Annotated in this window: 15 protein-coding genes and 1 pseudogene; 1 reads left to right on the forward strand and 15 read right to left on the reverse strand. The window is 40.6% G+C overall.

The features are described from left to right. The 8 genes from BO26_RS00885 to BO26_RS00920 all read right to left on the reverse strand — a co-directional run bounded on the left by BO26_RS00885 (position 1) and on the right by BO26_RS00920 (position 7,312). A complete protein-coding gene (locus BO26_RS00885) occupies positions 1-1,602 on the reverse strand; it encodes a phage baseplate assembly protein V (RefSeq protein WP_036768145.1) in 1,602 nt (533 codons plus the stop codon). After that, the gene (locus tag BO26_RS00890; RefSeq protein WP_036768146.1) at positions 1,599-2,282 is read right to left on the reverse strand and encodes a CIS tube protein; all 684 of its coding nucleotides are present in this window, start codon (positions 2,280-2,282) and stop codon (positions 1,599-1,601) included. Before BO26_RS00890 ends, BO26_RS00885 begins: the two co-directional genes overlap by 4 nt. Further along, entirely contained in the window at positions 2,269-2,448 is a 180-nt protein-coding gene (locus tag BO26_RS00895) for a DUF5908 family protein (RefSeq protein ID WP_036768147.1), read from the reverse strand. The genes BO26_RS00890 and BO26_RS00895 overlap by 14 nt, the downstream gene beginning before the upstream one ends. Continuing rightward, positions 2,445-2,903 (reverse strand): phage tail protein, encoded by a 459-nt coding sequence (locus BO26_RS00900; protein WP_036768148.1) that lies wholly within the window; start codon positions 2,901-2,903, stop codon positions 2,445-2,447. Before BO26_RS00900 ends, BO26_RS00895 begins: the two co-directional genes overlap by 4 nt. A 13-nt stretch (positions 2,904-2,916) precedes the next feature. Next, complete coding sequence (locus tag BO26_RS00905) at positions 2,917-4,116, reverse strand: phage tail sheath family protein (RefSeq protein ID WP_036768149.1); 1,200 nt, start codon at positions 4,114-4,116, stop codon at positions 2,917-2,919. Positions 4,117-4,169: 53 nt separating this feature from the next. Next, positions 4,170-5,651 (reverse strand): phage tail sheath family protein, encoded by a 1,482-nt coding sequence (locus tag BO26_RS00910; protein WP_036768150.1) that lies wholly within the window; start codon positions 5,649-5,651, stop codon positions 4,170-4,172. A 47-nt stretch (positions 5,652-5,698) separates the two neighbouring features. After that, positions 5,699-6,799, reverse strand: coding sequence for a phage tail sheath family protein (locus BO26_RS00915; RefSeq protein WP_036768172.1), 1,101 nt, complete (start codon positions 6,797-6,799; stop codon positions 5,699-5,701). 63 nt (positions 6,800-6,862) lie between these two features. Then, the gene (locus BO26_RS00920; protein WP_036768151.1) at positions 6,863-7,312 is read right to left on the reverse strand and encodes a phage tail protein; all 450 of its coding nucleotides are present in this window, start codon (positions 7,310-7,312) and stop codon (positions 6,863-6,865) included. Positions 7,313-8,055: 743 nt separating this feature from the next. Between BO26_RS00920 and BO26_RS00925 the strand changes: the two genes are divergently transcribed. Then, positions 8,056-8,472, forward strand: a complete 417-nt coding sequence (locus tag BO26_RS00925; protein WP_236637225.1) for a winged helix-turn-helix domain-containing protein — start codon at positions 8,056-8,058, stop codon at positions 8,470-8,472. 208 nt (positions 8,473-8,680) lie between these two features. On the opposite strand, the gene catA is transcribed toward BO26_RS00925, so the two are convergent. The 7 genes and pseudogenes from catA to BO26_RS00955 all read right to left on the reverse strand — a co-directional run. Continuing rightward, the gene (gene catA / locus BO26_RS00930) at positions 8,681-9,319 is read right to left on the reverse strand and encodes a type A chloramphenicol O-acetyltransferase (protein WP_036768152.1); all 639 of its coding nucleotides are present in this window, start codon (positions 9,317-9,319) and stop codon (positions 8,681-8,683) included. Positions 9,320-9,806: 487 nt separating this feature from the next. After that, entirely contained in the window at positions 9,807-9,995 is a 189-nt protein-coding gene (locus tag BO26_RS00935) for a hypothetical protein (RefSeq protein ID WP_036768153.1), read from the reverse strand. 170 nt (positions 9,996-10,165) lie between these two features. Next, entirely contained in the window at positions 10,166-10,696 is a 531-nt protein-coding gene (locus BO26_RS00940; protein ID WP_036768173.1) for a hypothetical protein, read from the reverse strand. Between the two features lie 706 nt (positions 10,697-11,402). Further along, on the reverse strand, positions 11,403-11,825 hold the full coding sequence (locus BO26_RS00945) for a type II toxin-antitoxin system HicB family antitoxin (RefSeq protein WP_036768174.1): 423 nt from the start codon (positions 11,823-11,825) through the stop codon (positions 11,403-11,405). 50 nt (positions 11,826-11,875) lie between these two features. After that, positions 11,876-12,045, reverse strand: a pseudogene (locus BO26_RS21785) (mRNA interferase). A gap of 394 nt (positions 12,046-12,439) precedes the next feature. Next, on the reverse strand, positions 12,440-13,567 hold the full coding sequence (locus BO26_RS00950) for a hypothetical protein (protein WP_036768154.1): 1,128 nt from the start codon (positions 13,565-13,567) through the stop codon (positions 12,440-12,442). An 84-nt stretch (positions 13,568-13,651) separates the two neighbouring features. Further along, the coding region (locus tag BO26_RS00955) for a T6SS immunity protein Tli4 family protein (RefSeq protein WP_036768175.1) at positions 13,652-14,688 on the reverse strand (1,037 nt) is incomplete at its 5' end.

A 14,688-nucleotide genomic window follows, 5' to 3' on the forward strand; every position in this document is an offset into this window, starting at 1 on the left:
TTATTGGGTTAAATTAATTTTCGCCCCTTTAATCTCTACCCCAGACTTTCCAGCGGCGGACAGGGATTTTTCTGCCTGAATATTAATTTCCTGTGCATGAGCTATTAAATTTTTAGCAGAATTAATCGTGATATCTTTATCTTGTTGCAGAGATAACGTATTTTTTCCACTATTAAATACGAGGGTTTTCTCTTTATTATCGAATAGCAATGCCTGCTGGTTATCTCCTTGTTTAATTACTAACGTTTTCACCAAATTTTTTTCACTGGGTTCTAACGGCGATTTATTTTTAGGGTTATGCATGGAGCCTAATATCACCGGAAAACGGGGATCGCATTCAAAGAAACCAATAATCACCTCATCCCCCGGTTCAGGGTAGAAGCAGAATCCACTTTCATGACTGGCATAAGGTTTACCCAACCGGGCAAAAAGCACACCATTGGTCAAGTTAAAAGCAGGGATTTTAACCGGGATACGCTCCAGTGACTGGCTGTCTTGTTGGTATTTCTCCACGATACCGATATGTAACTCTTTAACTTGCGGGACAGCTTGTTCTGCATCTGATTGCATGCCTAAAGTTAACCGGGTACGCCAACCTTGCCGTTGAGTGATTGTCTGATTGACACCGGTGATAATTGCCTGACCATCCATCCCCTGACCAAAGCCGTTTAATGCCAGAATATGACCCGGTTGATAGCGATCATGACCTTCAACTTCAAAACTGCCGGATATGTTATGACTTCTCCGGTTGTCCATGATGCCTTGAGCAACATGTTTCGTTTGTTCATTATCCAACGGATAGCTGAAAATCCATTGCCATTCCTGATCGGTCAGTGATTTCAGATTATCTGTAGCAAGTTGGTTTTTCCCCAGTCCACTATTTTTTACCTGAATGGCTTTCGATAGTTTTTGTTGGCTAATATCCCAAGACTGCACACTTACTATTTTAGGACTGCGCTGATTATCCCATTGCAGATTAGCCTCAAACAGCACAACGTCCTGATGGCTACCACGCTGACGAATAGTGTGCACGGTTGAATGATTCAGTGATTCAGGCGTGACCAACGTAATAGCATCGTTACCGGGTAGCAACCAGGTATGAGTGGCATTAAGCCGACTTTTTAAGAACGCCCAGTCATTACAGCGAAACTGAACCATTTGCTCATGAACCGCTTTCAGCTGAGGAGCCTGTTTTATCGTCACAGATAGGCCCACCTGACTGAATAGCTTTCTGATAATCGCCTCATCACTCTGTTTACTAAATAGCTGCGAGTGGAAACTGTGAGTTAATTTTTGCAGCGGATGTTTTGCCGTCAGAATAATCACACTATCCTGACCTTTAAGTCCCAGTGTCTGCCGAACGATGACACCTTTAAATAATACATTTTTCTGGATCTGCACGATAAGCTCATGATTCGGACGGCAACTTGCCAATTCAGCCTGAGCCTTTGCCTCGAAGACCTGACTCGCATCACCAATAATGCCCAAAGTCAGGTTCGCCGAAGGGATGCCATTAATATGGTGGTTTATTGTCAGACTGATAACCGTAAATTGGCTGAGCGTTTTGCCATCTATCTTAATGGCGATCTCGGGTATATTCATGCCTTCCTCCGTGCTTGCAGCGTTTGTCCTGGAGTGAAATCATCCAGATTATCCAAACCGTTTTGCCAGGCCAGAGAAAGATAATCGATACCGCCCGCCAGAGAAGCGCCAGCCCCCAATGCGATCAAGGGTAGAGAAAGCATATCGGTTACACTGACCGCAGTAACCGGTGGCGATTTTAATTGTTGCTCGGTAGCCTGAATAACAAGACTTTCATCTGCCACCACAGATAAGGTAGCCGTTGCCCGCAACGGCGTAGCATCCCGATCAAATAAGGTGTAATGAATGTTGAGGCCGTTGGCCCGACAAGCAAAATAACCTTTATTTTCCCAGCGCATTTTGCCCCATTTGATTTTAAGGTAATGGGGTGCTTTAGTACCGGCATCAACGGCACAGAGGGTTTTCAGAATCGTCAGTTGGGCTTCAATGGGCGTATTGTTGCCGGGCATAGATGCATCAAACAAGAGATCTAACGACAGGCTAGCAGGCTGAGATGACATATAGTGGTTGCTTTGATGGGTATTGGTAATGCTTTCACCCTTTTTATAACTGGCCTGATAATTGAACTGGATTGCATCAGGGTTATACATGACTTGTAAACTGCCCACCAAGATTTTCCCTTCCCGATCTTTAAAAGCCGTTAGTGTGAGTTTGGATAAACTACGCTCAATTAAGCTCATAATGGCCTCCTGCTTCACGTAATGCCTCTAACACTTCTCGCTTCACCCTTTCAATCAGGCGGGCATTATCTAACTCTTCCTGAGCTAATGTTCGTGGGGATGATAAATCACCTGTGGAATCAGTGACTTTTGCCTGAATAATCAGTTCTTTAATTTCTACCGTCATGCTGTCACTCCTAACCAGAGCATATCCTGATAACGTAACTCCAAAGAGTTCACCAAAACAGCATTGCTATTAGCATCAAAGTCACCAGTAGACCAACGAACCGGTAATGCGTTACTCACTGTCCAGCTTGCCACGGGTAAATAATTTTCATTCAGCAACATAATGACCACATCAGTATAAATCGCTTTTTCCCCGCGCAAGACATGATCAAATGCCAGAGTGAGCGGCGTCACCGTCATAACACCACGCTCCAACACTAAACTACTATGCTGGATCTTATCGGCTAGCCAAATATTTCTGGCATTTTCCCCGCCCTGACTGTGTTGAGTGGTTTGCAATTCACGACTCAGACCCGATATCCGCTGAAAGGCAATATCAAGTGGACTGGGAATATTGTTAAACAAAAAACTGGCGATAAAACGGTGTGATACTGACGGGGTGTAGAAGTTTTGCATATTTTGCCCCTGTTTAACTTAACCTGGTTGTACCGTTACGCGTATCAAACGTCAGACTCAGCTCAATAAATTCTGACGGAATTAACAGCGCTAGCCTGATTTTCATGATCATTCTCCCGGCCCGTATATCCGCTTCACTCATTGATTCTTCAACACCGAGTAAGATGTCAAATGCTCGTTCTTCCTCAGTCCCCCGCAGTCCACCTTTTAACCACAATTGATGTAGCCAGTTATACGTTTGGCCTTTAAGTTTCATCCAGGTGATCGGGTTATTGGGTTCGAAAACGAAGGCATGACCGAGTCGGGTCATATGAGCTTCAATATAGGAAACCAGACGGCGAATTTGGATATAGCGCCAGGGGGAGTCGGGTGTGTTGTCCAGAGTTCGACACCCCCAAATTTTAATCCCTTTGCCGGGAAAACTGCGAATCAGATTCAGCGGAGTATCGTCATCCCGATTAAAGAAGGCATTAGCTTCAATAAAAGAACGTATCGGACTAACCACTTTGGCTAAAGCCACATTAGCGGGGGCTGTCCAGATACCTTTCTGATTATCGTTATTCTGGATGACGGCAGCAACCGCAGCCGTAGGCGAAAGCACGACAGTATTTTGCCCTGCGTCCTGATAAGCACTTTTCAGTGCCGGCCAATATACCGCGCCCCATTGCCGATCACTTGAGGAAAACTGCGCTAAACATTTAGCAGCCAATGCTGGGTCATCAGGGGCATCCAGCAAGCCTATAATGCCACGCCGACTCTTACACAGATCGAGCACTGATTGCCAAAACTGCAACCAAAGATCTATTTTTGCGCTGAGATCCCCCATCCGATTAAAGCGGGCAATATCAGGAATCACAATCAATGTGATAGCACTCTCTGCGGAAATGGCCTGTTTCATCCAATCCTGTTGTAACGCTGCGATTAATGATTGAAAATCTTTTAATTGCTCGTCAAGATCCAATGGCAATACATAGGCTTGCTGCCCCCCATTTTCAAAGAAATGGCGCACGGAATAGTACATTAATCCTGACTGCGCAAATATCAGAGTAAAATCGGTCAGGCTGGTAAGTTTAACGACTTTATCGCTACTGCTTTCATTTACAAGACGTTGTATATCGCCAATAAAGACAGGTACACCAATAAATTCATTATCCTGTTTCTGGGATATCAGGTTCTCCGTTACTGTTACGCCCGGCTGTTTTATTATCTCCATTATTATCTCCTTAGCAGTAAACAGACGCAGCGTTAAACCGCGTCTTAATGCAGTTACTGTGCTACGTTTTGCGAAAATTGCAGGATAATAAATTCAGCCGGACGGACCGCCGCCATCCCAACCTTGACGATCATTTCTCCATCCCTAATATTTGTCTCGGACATGGTGATATCTTGACCAATTTGCACAAAATAGGCTTCCTGGGGGTTACTACCGACCAGCGCCCCTTGTTGCCAAAGTTGGTGGAGATAGTTGTCAATGGCTGACCGTACTCGCTCCCAGGTTGGCTGGCTATTAGGTTCAAAGACAGCAACTTGCATTGCCTGTTTGATATCCCGTTCTGCACTATTAAATAAGCGACGTACCGGAATATAGCACCAGTCATCACTTTCTTTCAGGGTACGTGCGCCCCAAATCAGTGTGCCTTTGCCGGTAAAGTGACGGATAGCATTAATGCCAGCTTCATTCATAGCACCTTGCTTATCATCCGTGATCACCTTGTTTGGTATAGCATTATTCAATACTACGTTGGCCGGTGCCTTCCAAACACCACGACTGGCATCGGTTGCCGCATAAGCCCCCGCAACTGCGGCGCTGGGTGGCAAGGTAATTGGTGTTGTGGGTACGTTAGCTGCTTGCCATTTTTTACCGACTTCTTCCTTAGCTTTAGTATATTCATCTGACGAAGCCGTTTTTAGCGCAGCTAGCGTATTCACCTCTTTATTCCCCTTATAACCACTTAGCACAATATCCGCATCCGTTGGCTGGCTATAAGTAAAAGAGGTCTTTAAATCCGGGTAATAGACAGCGGTTTTATCCGGTTGGGTATCAGGTTTATCTGTCTCACTTTTGCCATCAGCAATCAGAAAATAACCCACTTTTTTTTGCAACAAGGAATTTATCGCATTGTAAACATCCTGTTTCATGCAGTTTACTAACGTCGTATCCGTTTCAGCACAGAGCAATAAAGTAATCTCCTGCTGTTTTTCAATCAGATCTGGCAATGTTGCTAATTCTGTTGTCGCAGTACCTGTATCAGTTGCTACCAATGGCAACAAATAACAGACACCACCGCCATTATTAAAATAATGCTGCACAGCAAAGGCACTTAAAGACGTGGCCGTGACAGTGGCAACATAGGTATAGGTGTATTTAACCTCTTTTTCCTCTCCTTTATTTTTATTACCTTTGCCCTCCTCCTCATCTTTATCTTCATTCTGCAAATCATTAACTTCATTAACAGCAACTCTCTGAATGTTTTTGGGTTCCGTAGTTTTAGGCTTAGGTTCAAGCTGAGGCTCAACCTTAGTAGCCTCAGCCTTTATTGACACTACAGGCGAAAATGAAAACTGGGAGGTAAAATCCAACCAACTGGTGATTTTAATACAGCTACCCTGTTCTATTGGACACCCATCTTTTCTGAAAAACTTACCAATAAAAACCGGAATCGCTGTTGGGCTGGAGCTAATTGATAACGATAATGAAGCATCTTCTTCAATATAGACACCGGGTGTAGTATATGCGACAGAAGGCATTATAACGTCCTCATTTAATTTAGATGGTTAACAGTGGCCACCATGATTTACCGGGCTTGCCCAATTGACTGACTAAACTGCAAGATAATAAATTCGGCTGGGCGAACCGCTGCCATACCCACTTTGACGATCATTCTGCCCCGTTTAATATCGTCATCAGTCATGGTGGTACCTTTACCTATTTGAACAAAATAAGCCTGATCCGCTTTATTTCCCACCAATCCACCTTGTTGCCAAAGGGAATAGAGATAATTATCAATAGCCCGGCGCACAACTTCCCAGGTGGGTTGGCTGTTGGGTTCAAATACGGCGAAACTCATGGCGTTTTTGATATCCCTTTCTGCACTGTTAAACAGGCGACGAACCGAGATATAACGCCAGTTATCACTACCCTCAAGTGTTCTGGCTCCCCAGACAAGCGTGCTGCCCTTAGGAAAGGTACGGATCATATTCAACGCCTTATCTGCCTTATTTTTACCTTTGTTATATTCCCCTTGTAAATCATCAGTCACCGGGTATTTAGGTTGTAATCCGCCTTGGATAGGGACGTTAGCCGGTGCTTGCCAAACACCCCGGCTATTATCGACATTGGCATAAATACCGGCCATCACGGCACTGGGTGGAATATCAACGGGAGCTTTTTTATCTCCCCATTCAGCCGTTAGCCAGGGGTAGTAAACTGCGCCATAAGGGGTCCCTGGGTAAGATTTAAGTATTTTTTCTGGTGTTTTTATCTCGGTATCACCCTTCGGACCATCAAAAATAGCGAATAATCCTTTACCCGGTTTACAAAGTGTACTTACAGCCTCTTTGATGTCTTCTCCGGCAGCAACCAACAAGGTTACATCGTCAAGTTCTGGAATCTGATTAACTAAGTCTTTGGTTTTAACCAAATAACCATATCCACCGCCATGAATAAAATAAGCACGTAGTGAAACATCAAGCATATCAGCTGAATTAAATTGCCCTTCTTTTCGTGTCAGATAGTCAAACCAGCTACTAATGCGAATATAGGTATGCTTCGACATTAATGAATTGTTATTTGCAACAGCAAAAACAGGAACGGCCGTTGCACTTGTACGGACAGAAAGTGCCAATGAAGCATCTTCTTCAATATAGACACCCGGATAAGATGTATCGATTGTCATAATATTAGCCTTTAAAAAGCACTGCATTGACGTGCCAGATTATTCCTGACACCAAACAGTGTATTAATGGAATTCAACAGTAACCCGATCTGCTTTCAAGCTCATCTCCTGCACCGCAACTTCATTACTGGTTGCATCAAAACTGGGCGCAGTCAGCTTTTCTGGGAAAGCATTAGCAATATTCCAGGTAATCAGCAGATTTGAACCTGTTTCATCGGTCAGACTGATAGAAATATCTTTCTTCTCTATCTGATTAAGAGAAATGGAATTAATCCAATCGTACAACTTAGATTGACCTTTAAAGATACCTCGCTTCAAGGTAATAGTGGGTCTTTGACGCTGACCAGGCATTTGTAACCAATTACCCACGCCATCACGATATTCAATTGTGTCATAGCTGATATCTAATCCTGATACGCTTTGAAAACACATTTGCTCATCACCAATGGTAACGACAAAACGGTAGGTTGGGATTGGGTATTGAACAGCAATTTGATCGGCAGTTGTAGACATCGTTATTTCCTTCCTAAAAAAATTTATATTGAGCTAAAACATTCATCATTTCAGGTACGCTACCGCCCTTAGGTATCATGCCTAATTCCTCTGGTGTATTAGCCCGGCTTTTATATCCAAATCCTCATAGAAGAAATGAGGCGACCTAACTAACACCTGAACCAACTAAATTAATACGTGATAAACATCACACTAGAGCCATTCACTGACCAATAATCACTCAGCCATACCTAAATAAAAGTTAAAAATAAAAACTAATTATTTGCATCGCTGTTCTTGATCAATGACGCAATACAATCACCCAATACTTCCCTGTCAACTGGGTTATTACTCATAGCCATCTATTTTCTGATTTACATAAAAACGACTTGTAAAAACTTAATAATACCTAAAAATTTTTCATCTATATTATAAAACTCTCTTTCATTTCATAAATAAAAAATAATCGCCGGAAAAAATATAAATAAAATTGATAAATAAATAATTATCATTAATTTTACTTCTTAATAATAGGCAGGAAAATAACATGCATTACAAAACAAAATAAAGAATTTTAAATTATTTATTTTCTTGCATTATTAATGCAGAAATTATATAAATTTTAGCAGGCATAAGCCTATTTGAGCCCCCTGGCTATGGCGGATAGATAAACACTAAACAGAGGCAGAGAATGCATTATGCTGAAAATAACTAGAGATGTTTATTTGGACTGTGATTCCAACAAAATAATCCACGGTAAGAATATGTTTATCATTACGGAGAAAGAGAAACGCCTGCTACTCGCATTGTGGGAACATGCATCACAAGGGAACATCTTAAACCGGGAACAACTCATCCCTCTGGTTTGGCCCGAACGCAAAAACGGAGTAGCAGAAACTAATCTACTACAATTGATCTGTAAATTACGCCGGACACTGCGCTATTGTGAGCTAGGCGAAGCAATACACACTGTATACCGACAAGGCTATCGTTTTATTTTGCCATTTCAAGATAAAGAACAAGAAGATAGTCAGTGCAAAAATACCAAATCACTTATCCCCACCAATACAATCCCCAAATCATCTTATTGGCGTTTTACCAAGTTTATTATTATGTTTATCACAGCAAGCATCTGGTTATCGACTATCTTATATACCGCCCCTTTTTTAACTGAGAAATAATTATGATTTATATTTTAATAATTGAAGGAAATATTAATAAAATATTATTTTTCATTTTCAACTCTATTAAACACTCATAAATGGAGGTAAATTAAATAAGAAACAATCAAATTAATTCAACTATCGCCTGCGGCTCACTTCATAAATTTATGAGCCGCTTTAATCATTAATTATGATTCATCATTATGAAAATTCAGGTTGACTTTAACTAAATAAAGTCGTCACATAGCTCTTGTAATTTATTAATAGCACGCCCCACATGGAAACCATCACAAGTAGCATGATGCACTTGAATTGCCAAAGGCAACTGCGCTTGATTTCCATTCTTGTAAAATTTTCCCATCGTAAATATGGGTGGAAAATAATCTGTAAAATTCGCAACGTTCAAGTTAAACCCATCAAAACTTACCCACGGCACTGACGATATATGAAAGTGGTTTTCAGGTAGTTCTGGTTTAGAAAAAAAACGAAGATCATCTTTATAAGTTTCATAATCAGCAGAATAGTTTTTCATAAACTCTGGCAGATCGGAATTGAACTCAGTCCAAATCGCTGAGAATGTTTCTGTTTCCTTGTGAAAGATTGTATAAGCAGGATTCACACTATCCCATACAACTAACTCTTCATCTTTTATAGCCATTCTGAAATCAGAGTAAGAGTTCACAACCTTTGATATTAAATAAATCATGGTCGGGTAGAATTTATATTGTTTTTCTACCAACGAAGATAACAAATGGGTAATATCAATTTTTGTTGTCAGACTAAATCCGCATTGCACGACATTACGGTAATGCAAGAAATGCTCTTTCCTATTCCAGAGATCTATATCAACCTTTGAGTAACTCATATGTGCCCCTTCTAATGTAAAATTTAATAAATTGATTAAATTAGAAGGGCTAGTCTTTCTGTTTGCGTTGTGATCATAATCACTCCGGTATGAAATTGGATTAAATACTCAGCTTCTGATGAAGAAAAATTATATATTAGCTAAAAATAAATAACTACCAATGCAATGTTATCTTTATAAATTAGACAATAAGAGACTCCACACCATAAAAAACTCACACTTTGCTTCTCGCTCTCAACAATCATCTTCGGAAATCAAAACAATCTTGTTCAGCTGCCTGAAGAACGTCAATTTCAGATTTAGTATTTAGCAAGTTACTCTGTATGTTTATCATCCAAATTAGACAAGCGTTTTATCCGCTCCTGCTGACTGACAATTCCATTCTGTTACTCCAACAACCGACAATGAGAAAGCCCCGCAACTAGGCGAGGCTATATATGAATTCATATTTTTAGGGTTTTAACGACTGGTTTGCGTTTCATACACCTCAACGCACATGTTGTAAACAATCTTCATCTGGCTCATGCCCCATGACTATCCAGGGAGCATTACGCTCTAAGCGTTCAGCCTGCTTCCAATTAATACCAAATTGTTCCATTGGAGTTCTACCATCTGCAAAAAGTCCAGAAACGATCTCTTCAGCCATTTCCTCTATTCGCTGCATTGAGTATGACATGATATCCCCTCAGATACGGCTCTTTCTTAAGAAAAGAAGCGTCCTTAATATGTCAGTATTTGAAATTTACTCTACTTGACAAAAAACCACCCTATCTTTGAGTGGTATCACATGTTTTAAGTTTACTTAATATGCAATATAACCTAAGCTATTTCAACTTATTTTGTTCATTATTGTACATTTTTAAGCTTAAGAATCATCGCTGGAGTGCTCCTGTTGTAGTCCTCATCATATCTAAACCCGCTTTCCAAGTAATATTTCTTCACACCTTCCAGCGGCGACACAATTGCTAACTTATCCACAGAATACCCTATTTTTTTCAAAAAAATGCCATAAGCAGAATACGAATCCAATGCCAGCCCAAGCATTTGATTTTTTAAATCTGCATGAGCATCCTTCCTTTTTTCCATCCAGCTTATTTCAACAGATGAACACTGATCATTATACCCACCAAAAGCATAGCCAACAGGCTGCCCTCTATAATAAACAACTAATTTTATCGGGTGATCATAAGTGTAGCTAGTGAATACGGTCGATTTCAACGAAGGAACCCACGTAAAATATCCTAAATCCTTTACAGCATCTAGATCTTGGAGGGCTTGCTCACTCGGATATTCTAATTTTAATGAAGGCTCTGGGTACTTAGATTTCAAGCGATCTTGCACACTCTTGAAGACAGCAGATTGGTAATCTTCAGACACTATCAACACTCCAATATATTGATAATTATTATTACTGATCATACAACATTTTAATACCGTGTCACATCTTAAATTTATGCATTAGAAGACAAGTTATCCACAATTAATACATTTAATACATTAATAATGGGATAAATATGTTAGTCATCGCTTTTATCAGCTACAAGATTTTCAAACCGATGGGGAATTCCGACGTTTTGACTTAAGAGACTCTAAAACAGAATAACATTATTTACCTACAATCTATATGAAGAAGGCTCGGGGTTTGAACCACACCCCAAATGTTAAACACCAATCCATATAAAGGACTCTGCTAATGCAGATGGAATACGTGTCTTGGTCATCTCTTACTTATTCTAGCAATAATAACAGCCAATAAAATTATGAGCTTGGAATCTGCATTTACATTAACCATCGACAATCACCCTAAATACAAAAGTGATATATACCCTTCATCCTTCAAGTTGCCTCTTTGTTGGCTGCGTTCACTTACCTCAGTCACATAGTTATCTATGCTCCTGGGGATGCGTTCATTTGCCACCGTGCTGCAAATTGAAATCTATTGGGTATAGAACAAGTTAAGGCTTTTGTTCACGGCATTTTCCTATCATGCTCATTATCTTTTTTTCCATATTTCACCTATAACAAAAAGGCCACGCAATGCGCGGCCTGGAATGTTTATGATGTGAGAAATGCTAATCTTATGTTATGAGTACGAAACAACGGATACCTCAAGACTTTTACCCATTGCCCCCATGGCACGCTGAACCGTATCGATTTTTGTTGCATGCCGTAAGTCAAAGATACGTTGCATTTCCTGTTTCTTAACGGTAATACGCTCGGCAAGCTCAACTTGTGTTAAACCTGAATCGATAAACGTATTTAACATCGCAATTTTTGCCGCGATACTTATTGGTACCTCAACAAAATCACCCGTTACCTCACTAGGTAACGGCACTTTTTCGTTATCTTCAAAGTAAAATTCAAAGGCGGTAATCAGTGCATCACGCGCCATTTCTAGCGCTTCCTCACGCGTATCGCCTTGTGTGAGGGCTTCCGGTATATCGGGAAACGACACCACAAAGCCCCCCTCGTCGTCGACTGGCTGCAAGTTTACTGGATATCGCATAATTATTGGGTGCCGCATAGCAAGTACCAGCCCCAAAAGGAGCTGGTTTGTTACAATCCTAACTGCTTGATGATTGCTTTTCTGAGTGGCTCTTCTCAGCGGAAAGGTATCTTGGCATTACGCTTCGTTTTCCCTTGTATCTCAGTTTCAAATGATCTGTCCCATTCCAAACCTCAACCCCCTGAGATTCAAGCCACCGCCTGAACTCGCTTTGCTTCACCACTCCTCCTGTTTGTTGAGCATGCAGTTATAGTAAACAATTTTGATTACCAGATCAGCATTTATGTTTACTTTCATATTCAAAACGGCAAGAGTCATTTATCAATTAAGCTTTAGCTGTTGGTATATTGGCTTTTTTGTTGCCGCCTAATAATTCCCCAATTACATAAATAACTCTCTGCTGGTGTTTCTAGCAGATTTATTATTCTGCCAAATATTATTTTTTAATTCTATTAAACATGCACAAATGGAGGTAAATTAAATAAGAAACAATCAAACTAATTCAACTATCGCCTGCGGCTCACTTCATAAATTTATGAGCCGCTTTAATCATTAATTATGATTCATCATTATGAAGATGTTTTGATTATTTCTTTGAGATTAATTTATATTTCTCACAAGTGTAATTCTTTTGTCATTAAATAGAGTACTGCACTACCCTCGGGTAGTTGATTAATGATGATATGGTCACTCTTTGTCAAACTGACTTCCTCAGTTAGCATAGCGGATACCAAAAACGCAGACAGCGGCCCCGGTGGACCAAAAGTACGGTCAATTAAATGAATCGGGTTTTCCGGAGAGAAATTAAGTGAATGCTCATGGCTATAAATTGCCAGTTTAGTCAGTACATCATCAGTAATACCTGTTCCCCAAAGATGCCACATATTTTTTTTATCAATACGGTTATATTCAAACAATATATGCAGATCTTGTATTATTTCTCCCGGTAACGAAGGTAATGCCCTTCCCATACCAGCCAGGATGTTTAACTTTTTCTGGATAGCAAATTTTGTCGATGAGAATAATTGAGCAGATACAAATTCGCTATATACCTTATTATCGCTTTCAGAGGGCCAGCACTGGAATGCAATAACCATTACTATCCCCTCAAAAGCCGGTTCATTGTATAACTTATCGATCTCATCCCTATTTGCTATACGTACAAGCTCCACTTTCCACTTCCGACGAACAACTTTTTGGTACGGATACAAGTCGATAGAAGGCGTTTCTGCAAGGTAAACTCTGTGCAAATGGTAGCGATAACCCGGACACTGTTTCTCAAAATCACGATCAATGTTATCCAATAATTGCCGGATATCTTTCAATGGCAAATACAGCGCCCGTCCTTGATGAGGAAAAGCAGGAATATCTTTCGGATCACCTAATAATGGCGCCATACCTTGCTGTTCAGGCGTCAAAATAATATTACCAACTACTGCCAGTTGCTTTCTGCTCCACTGCTGCCACTGAAAATGAGTTTCGGCGCTGGCCTCTTCCCAAGCATACGCAGCCGAGCAATATCGCTCATAACGGTTCAGCACCGCGCCAAATAACATCAACCACACAAAGAAAGCCGGTAAGCTGCCATAAATCGCAATGTGAAATAAATCACTAGTACCGTTCAGAAAGACGCCAACGAGTGTGCCAACAGCCAACATTAAAAGCAAAATGATAAACCACCGCCGATAACGCAAAGGTTCTACTGCTTTAAGTTCAGGTATTTCAGGAATAGGCCAGCTCATAACGGTAACTCCATATTGTGATGAAACACAGGATTGAAATCATATTTCAACCTCTCATAAGTTCATTATTTAAAAAAATGTATTTTATCGGGATTCAAAAGCCCCCGGCCTTTTACGAAAGGTACTTATTACCGTATCCCAAAACGTAATCAGTTCATCTCCCGTATAGGGCGTTGGGGGTAACTGATAATTCATTAACATAATACTGACATAGGGATTTTTATAATCTCCGGCAGTTTCATTCGCAACTAACTCAAATTGATAGCGGGGATTATTGTCAAAAGGTTGCAGACCAATTGCTAATAACTCCTCTGCATGAATGCCGTTGACTTCCCGTTTCCCTTTTCTGGCTATTCCACCACGATGAGCATGCAAATCCTTTTCAATTTTATCAATACGTTCAAGCAAAGTACTTTCCCCTGTCAGATAATTAAGGATTTCAACACTGAACGAAAAATTATCATCCTTATTTCCCCGATAGACAAAACCCATACTCTCTTTCTCATTATGACTACCAGCAATAAACCCATCAGGAATGCAAGTTCCTGCCACTGTCGGGATTTCGGTATCTCTTCTGCCACTGATTCTGGATAACAATTCCTTCATTTTCTCCCGGGTTTGATACAACTCATTGTACCGCCTTTCTGAAAACCCACCTTTGATAAAATCATCCCTGTCTGCTTTGTACTTATCATCTGATAATTCAATAAATTCCATTGTTACGGTAAAAGCAACTCCATGACTATATAAATGCGCTTCTAATACTCGGGCATAACCAGGAACACCAGGACCTTCATTCCTGTCGAAAATTACACCTTCCATATTATCCTGAAGGCGATAGACTTTCTTTAAGAAAGGCATATCTTTTGGTTTAACATATTTCATCGTCTTCAATTCCCGCTCCCTTGACTCTATCCGATATTTAAACTCCGGTGGATACAAACGTTCAGTTTGTATTGCCGCCTTACCAATAAATATCCCATCATGAATAATATTGCCAAATGCCGCAGGGATATCAATCAAATAACGACCCACACAACGGGTCTGCATATTAGCTAACATTTCTGTTGTCACTTTCTTTTCCTTCTCAGTTAAATTGGGGTGATAAGGGTCAGGGAAAT

The organism is Photorhabdus australis DSM 17609 (assembly GCF_000711895.1).
Lineage (GTDB): Bacteria > Pseudomonadota > Gammaproteobacteria > Enterobacterales > Enterobacteriaceae > Photorhabdus > Photorhabdus australis.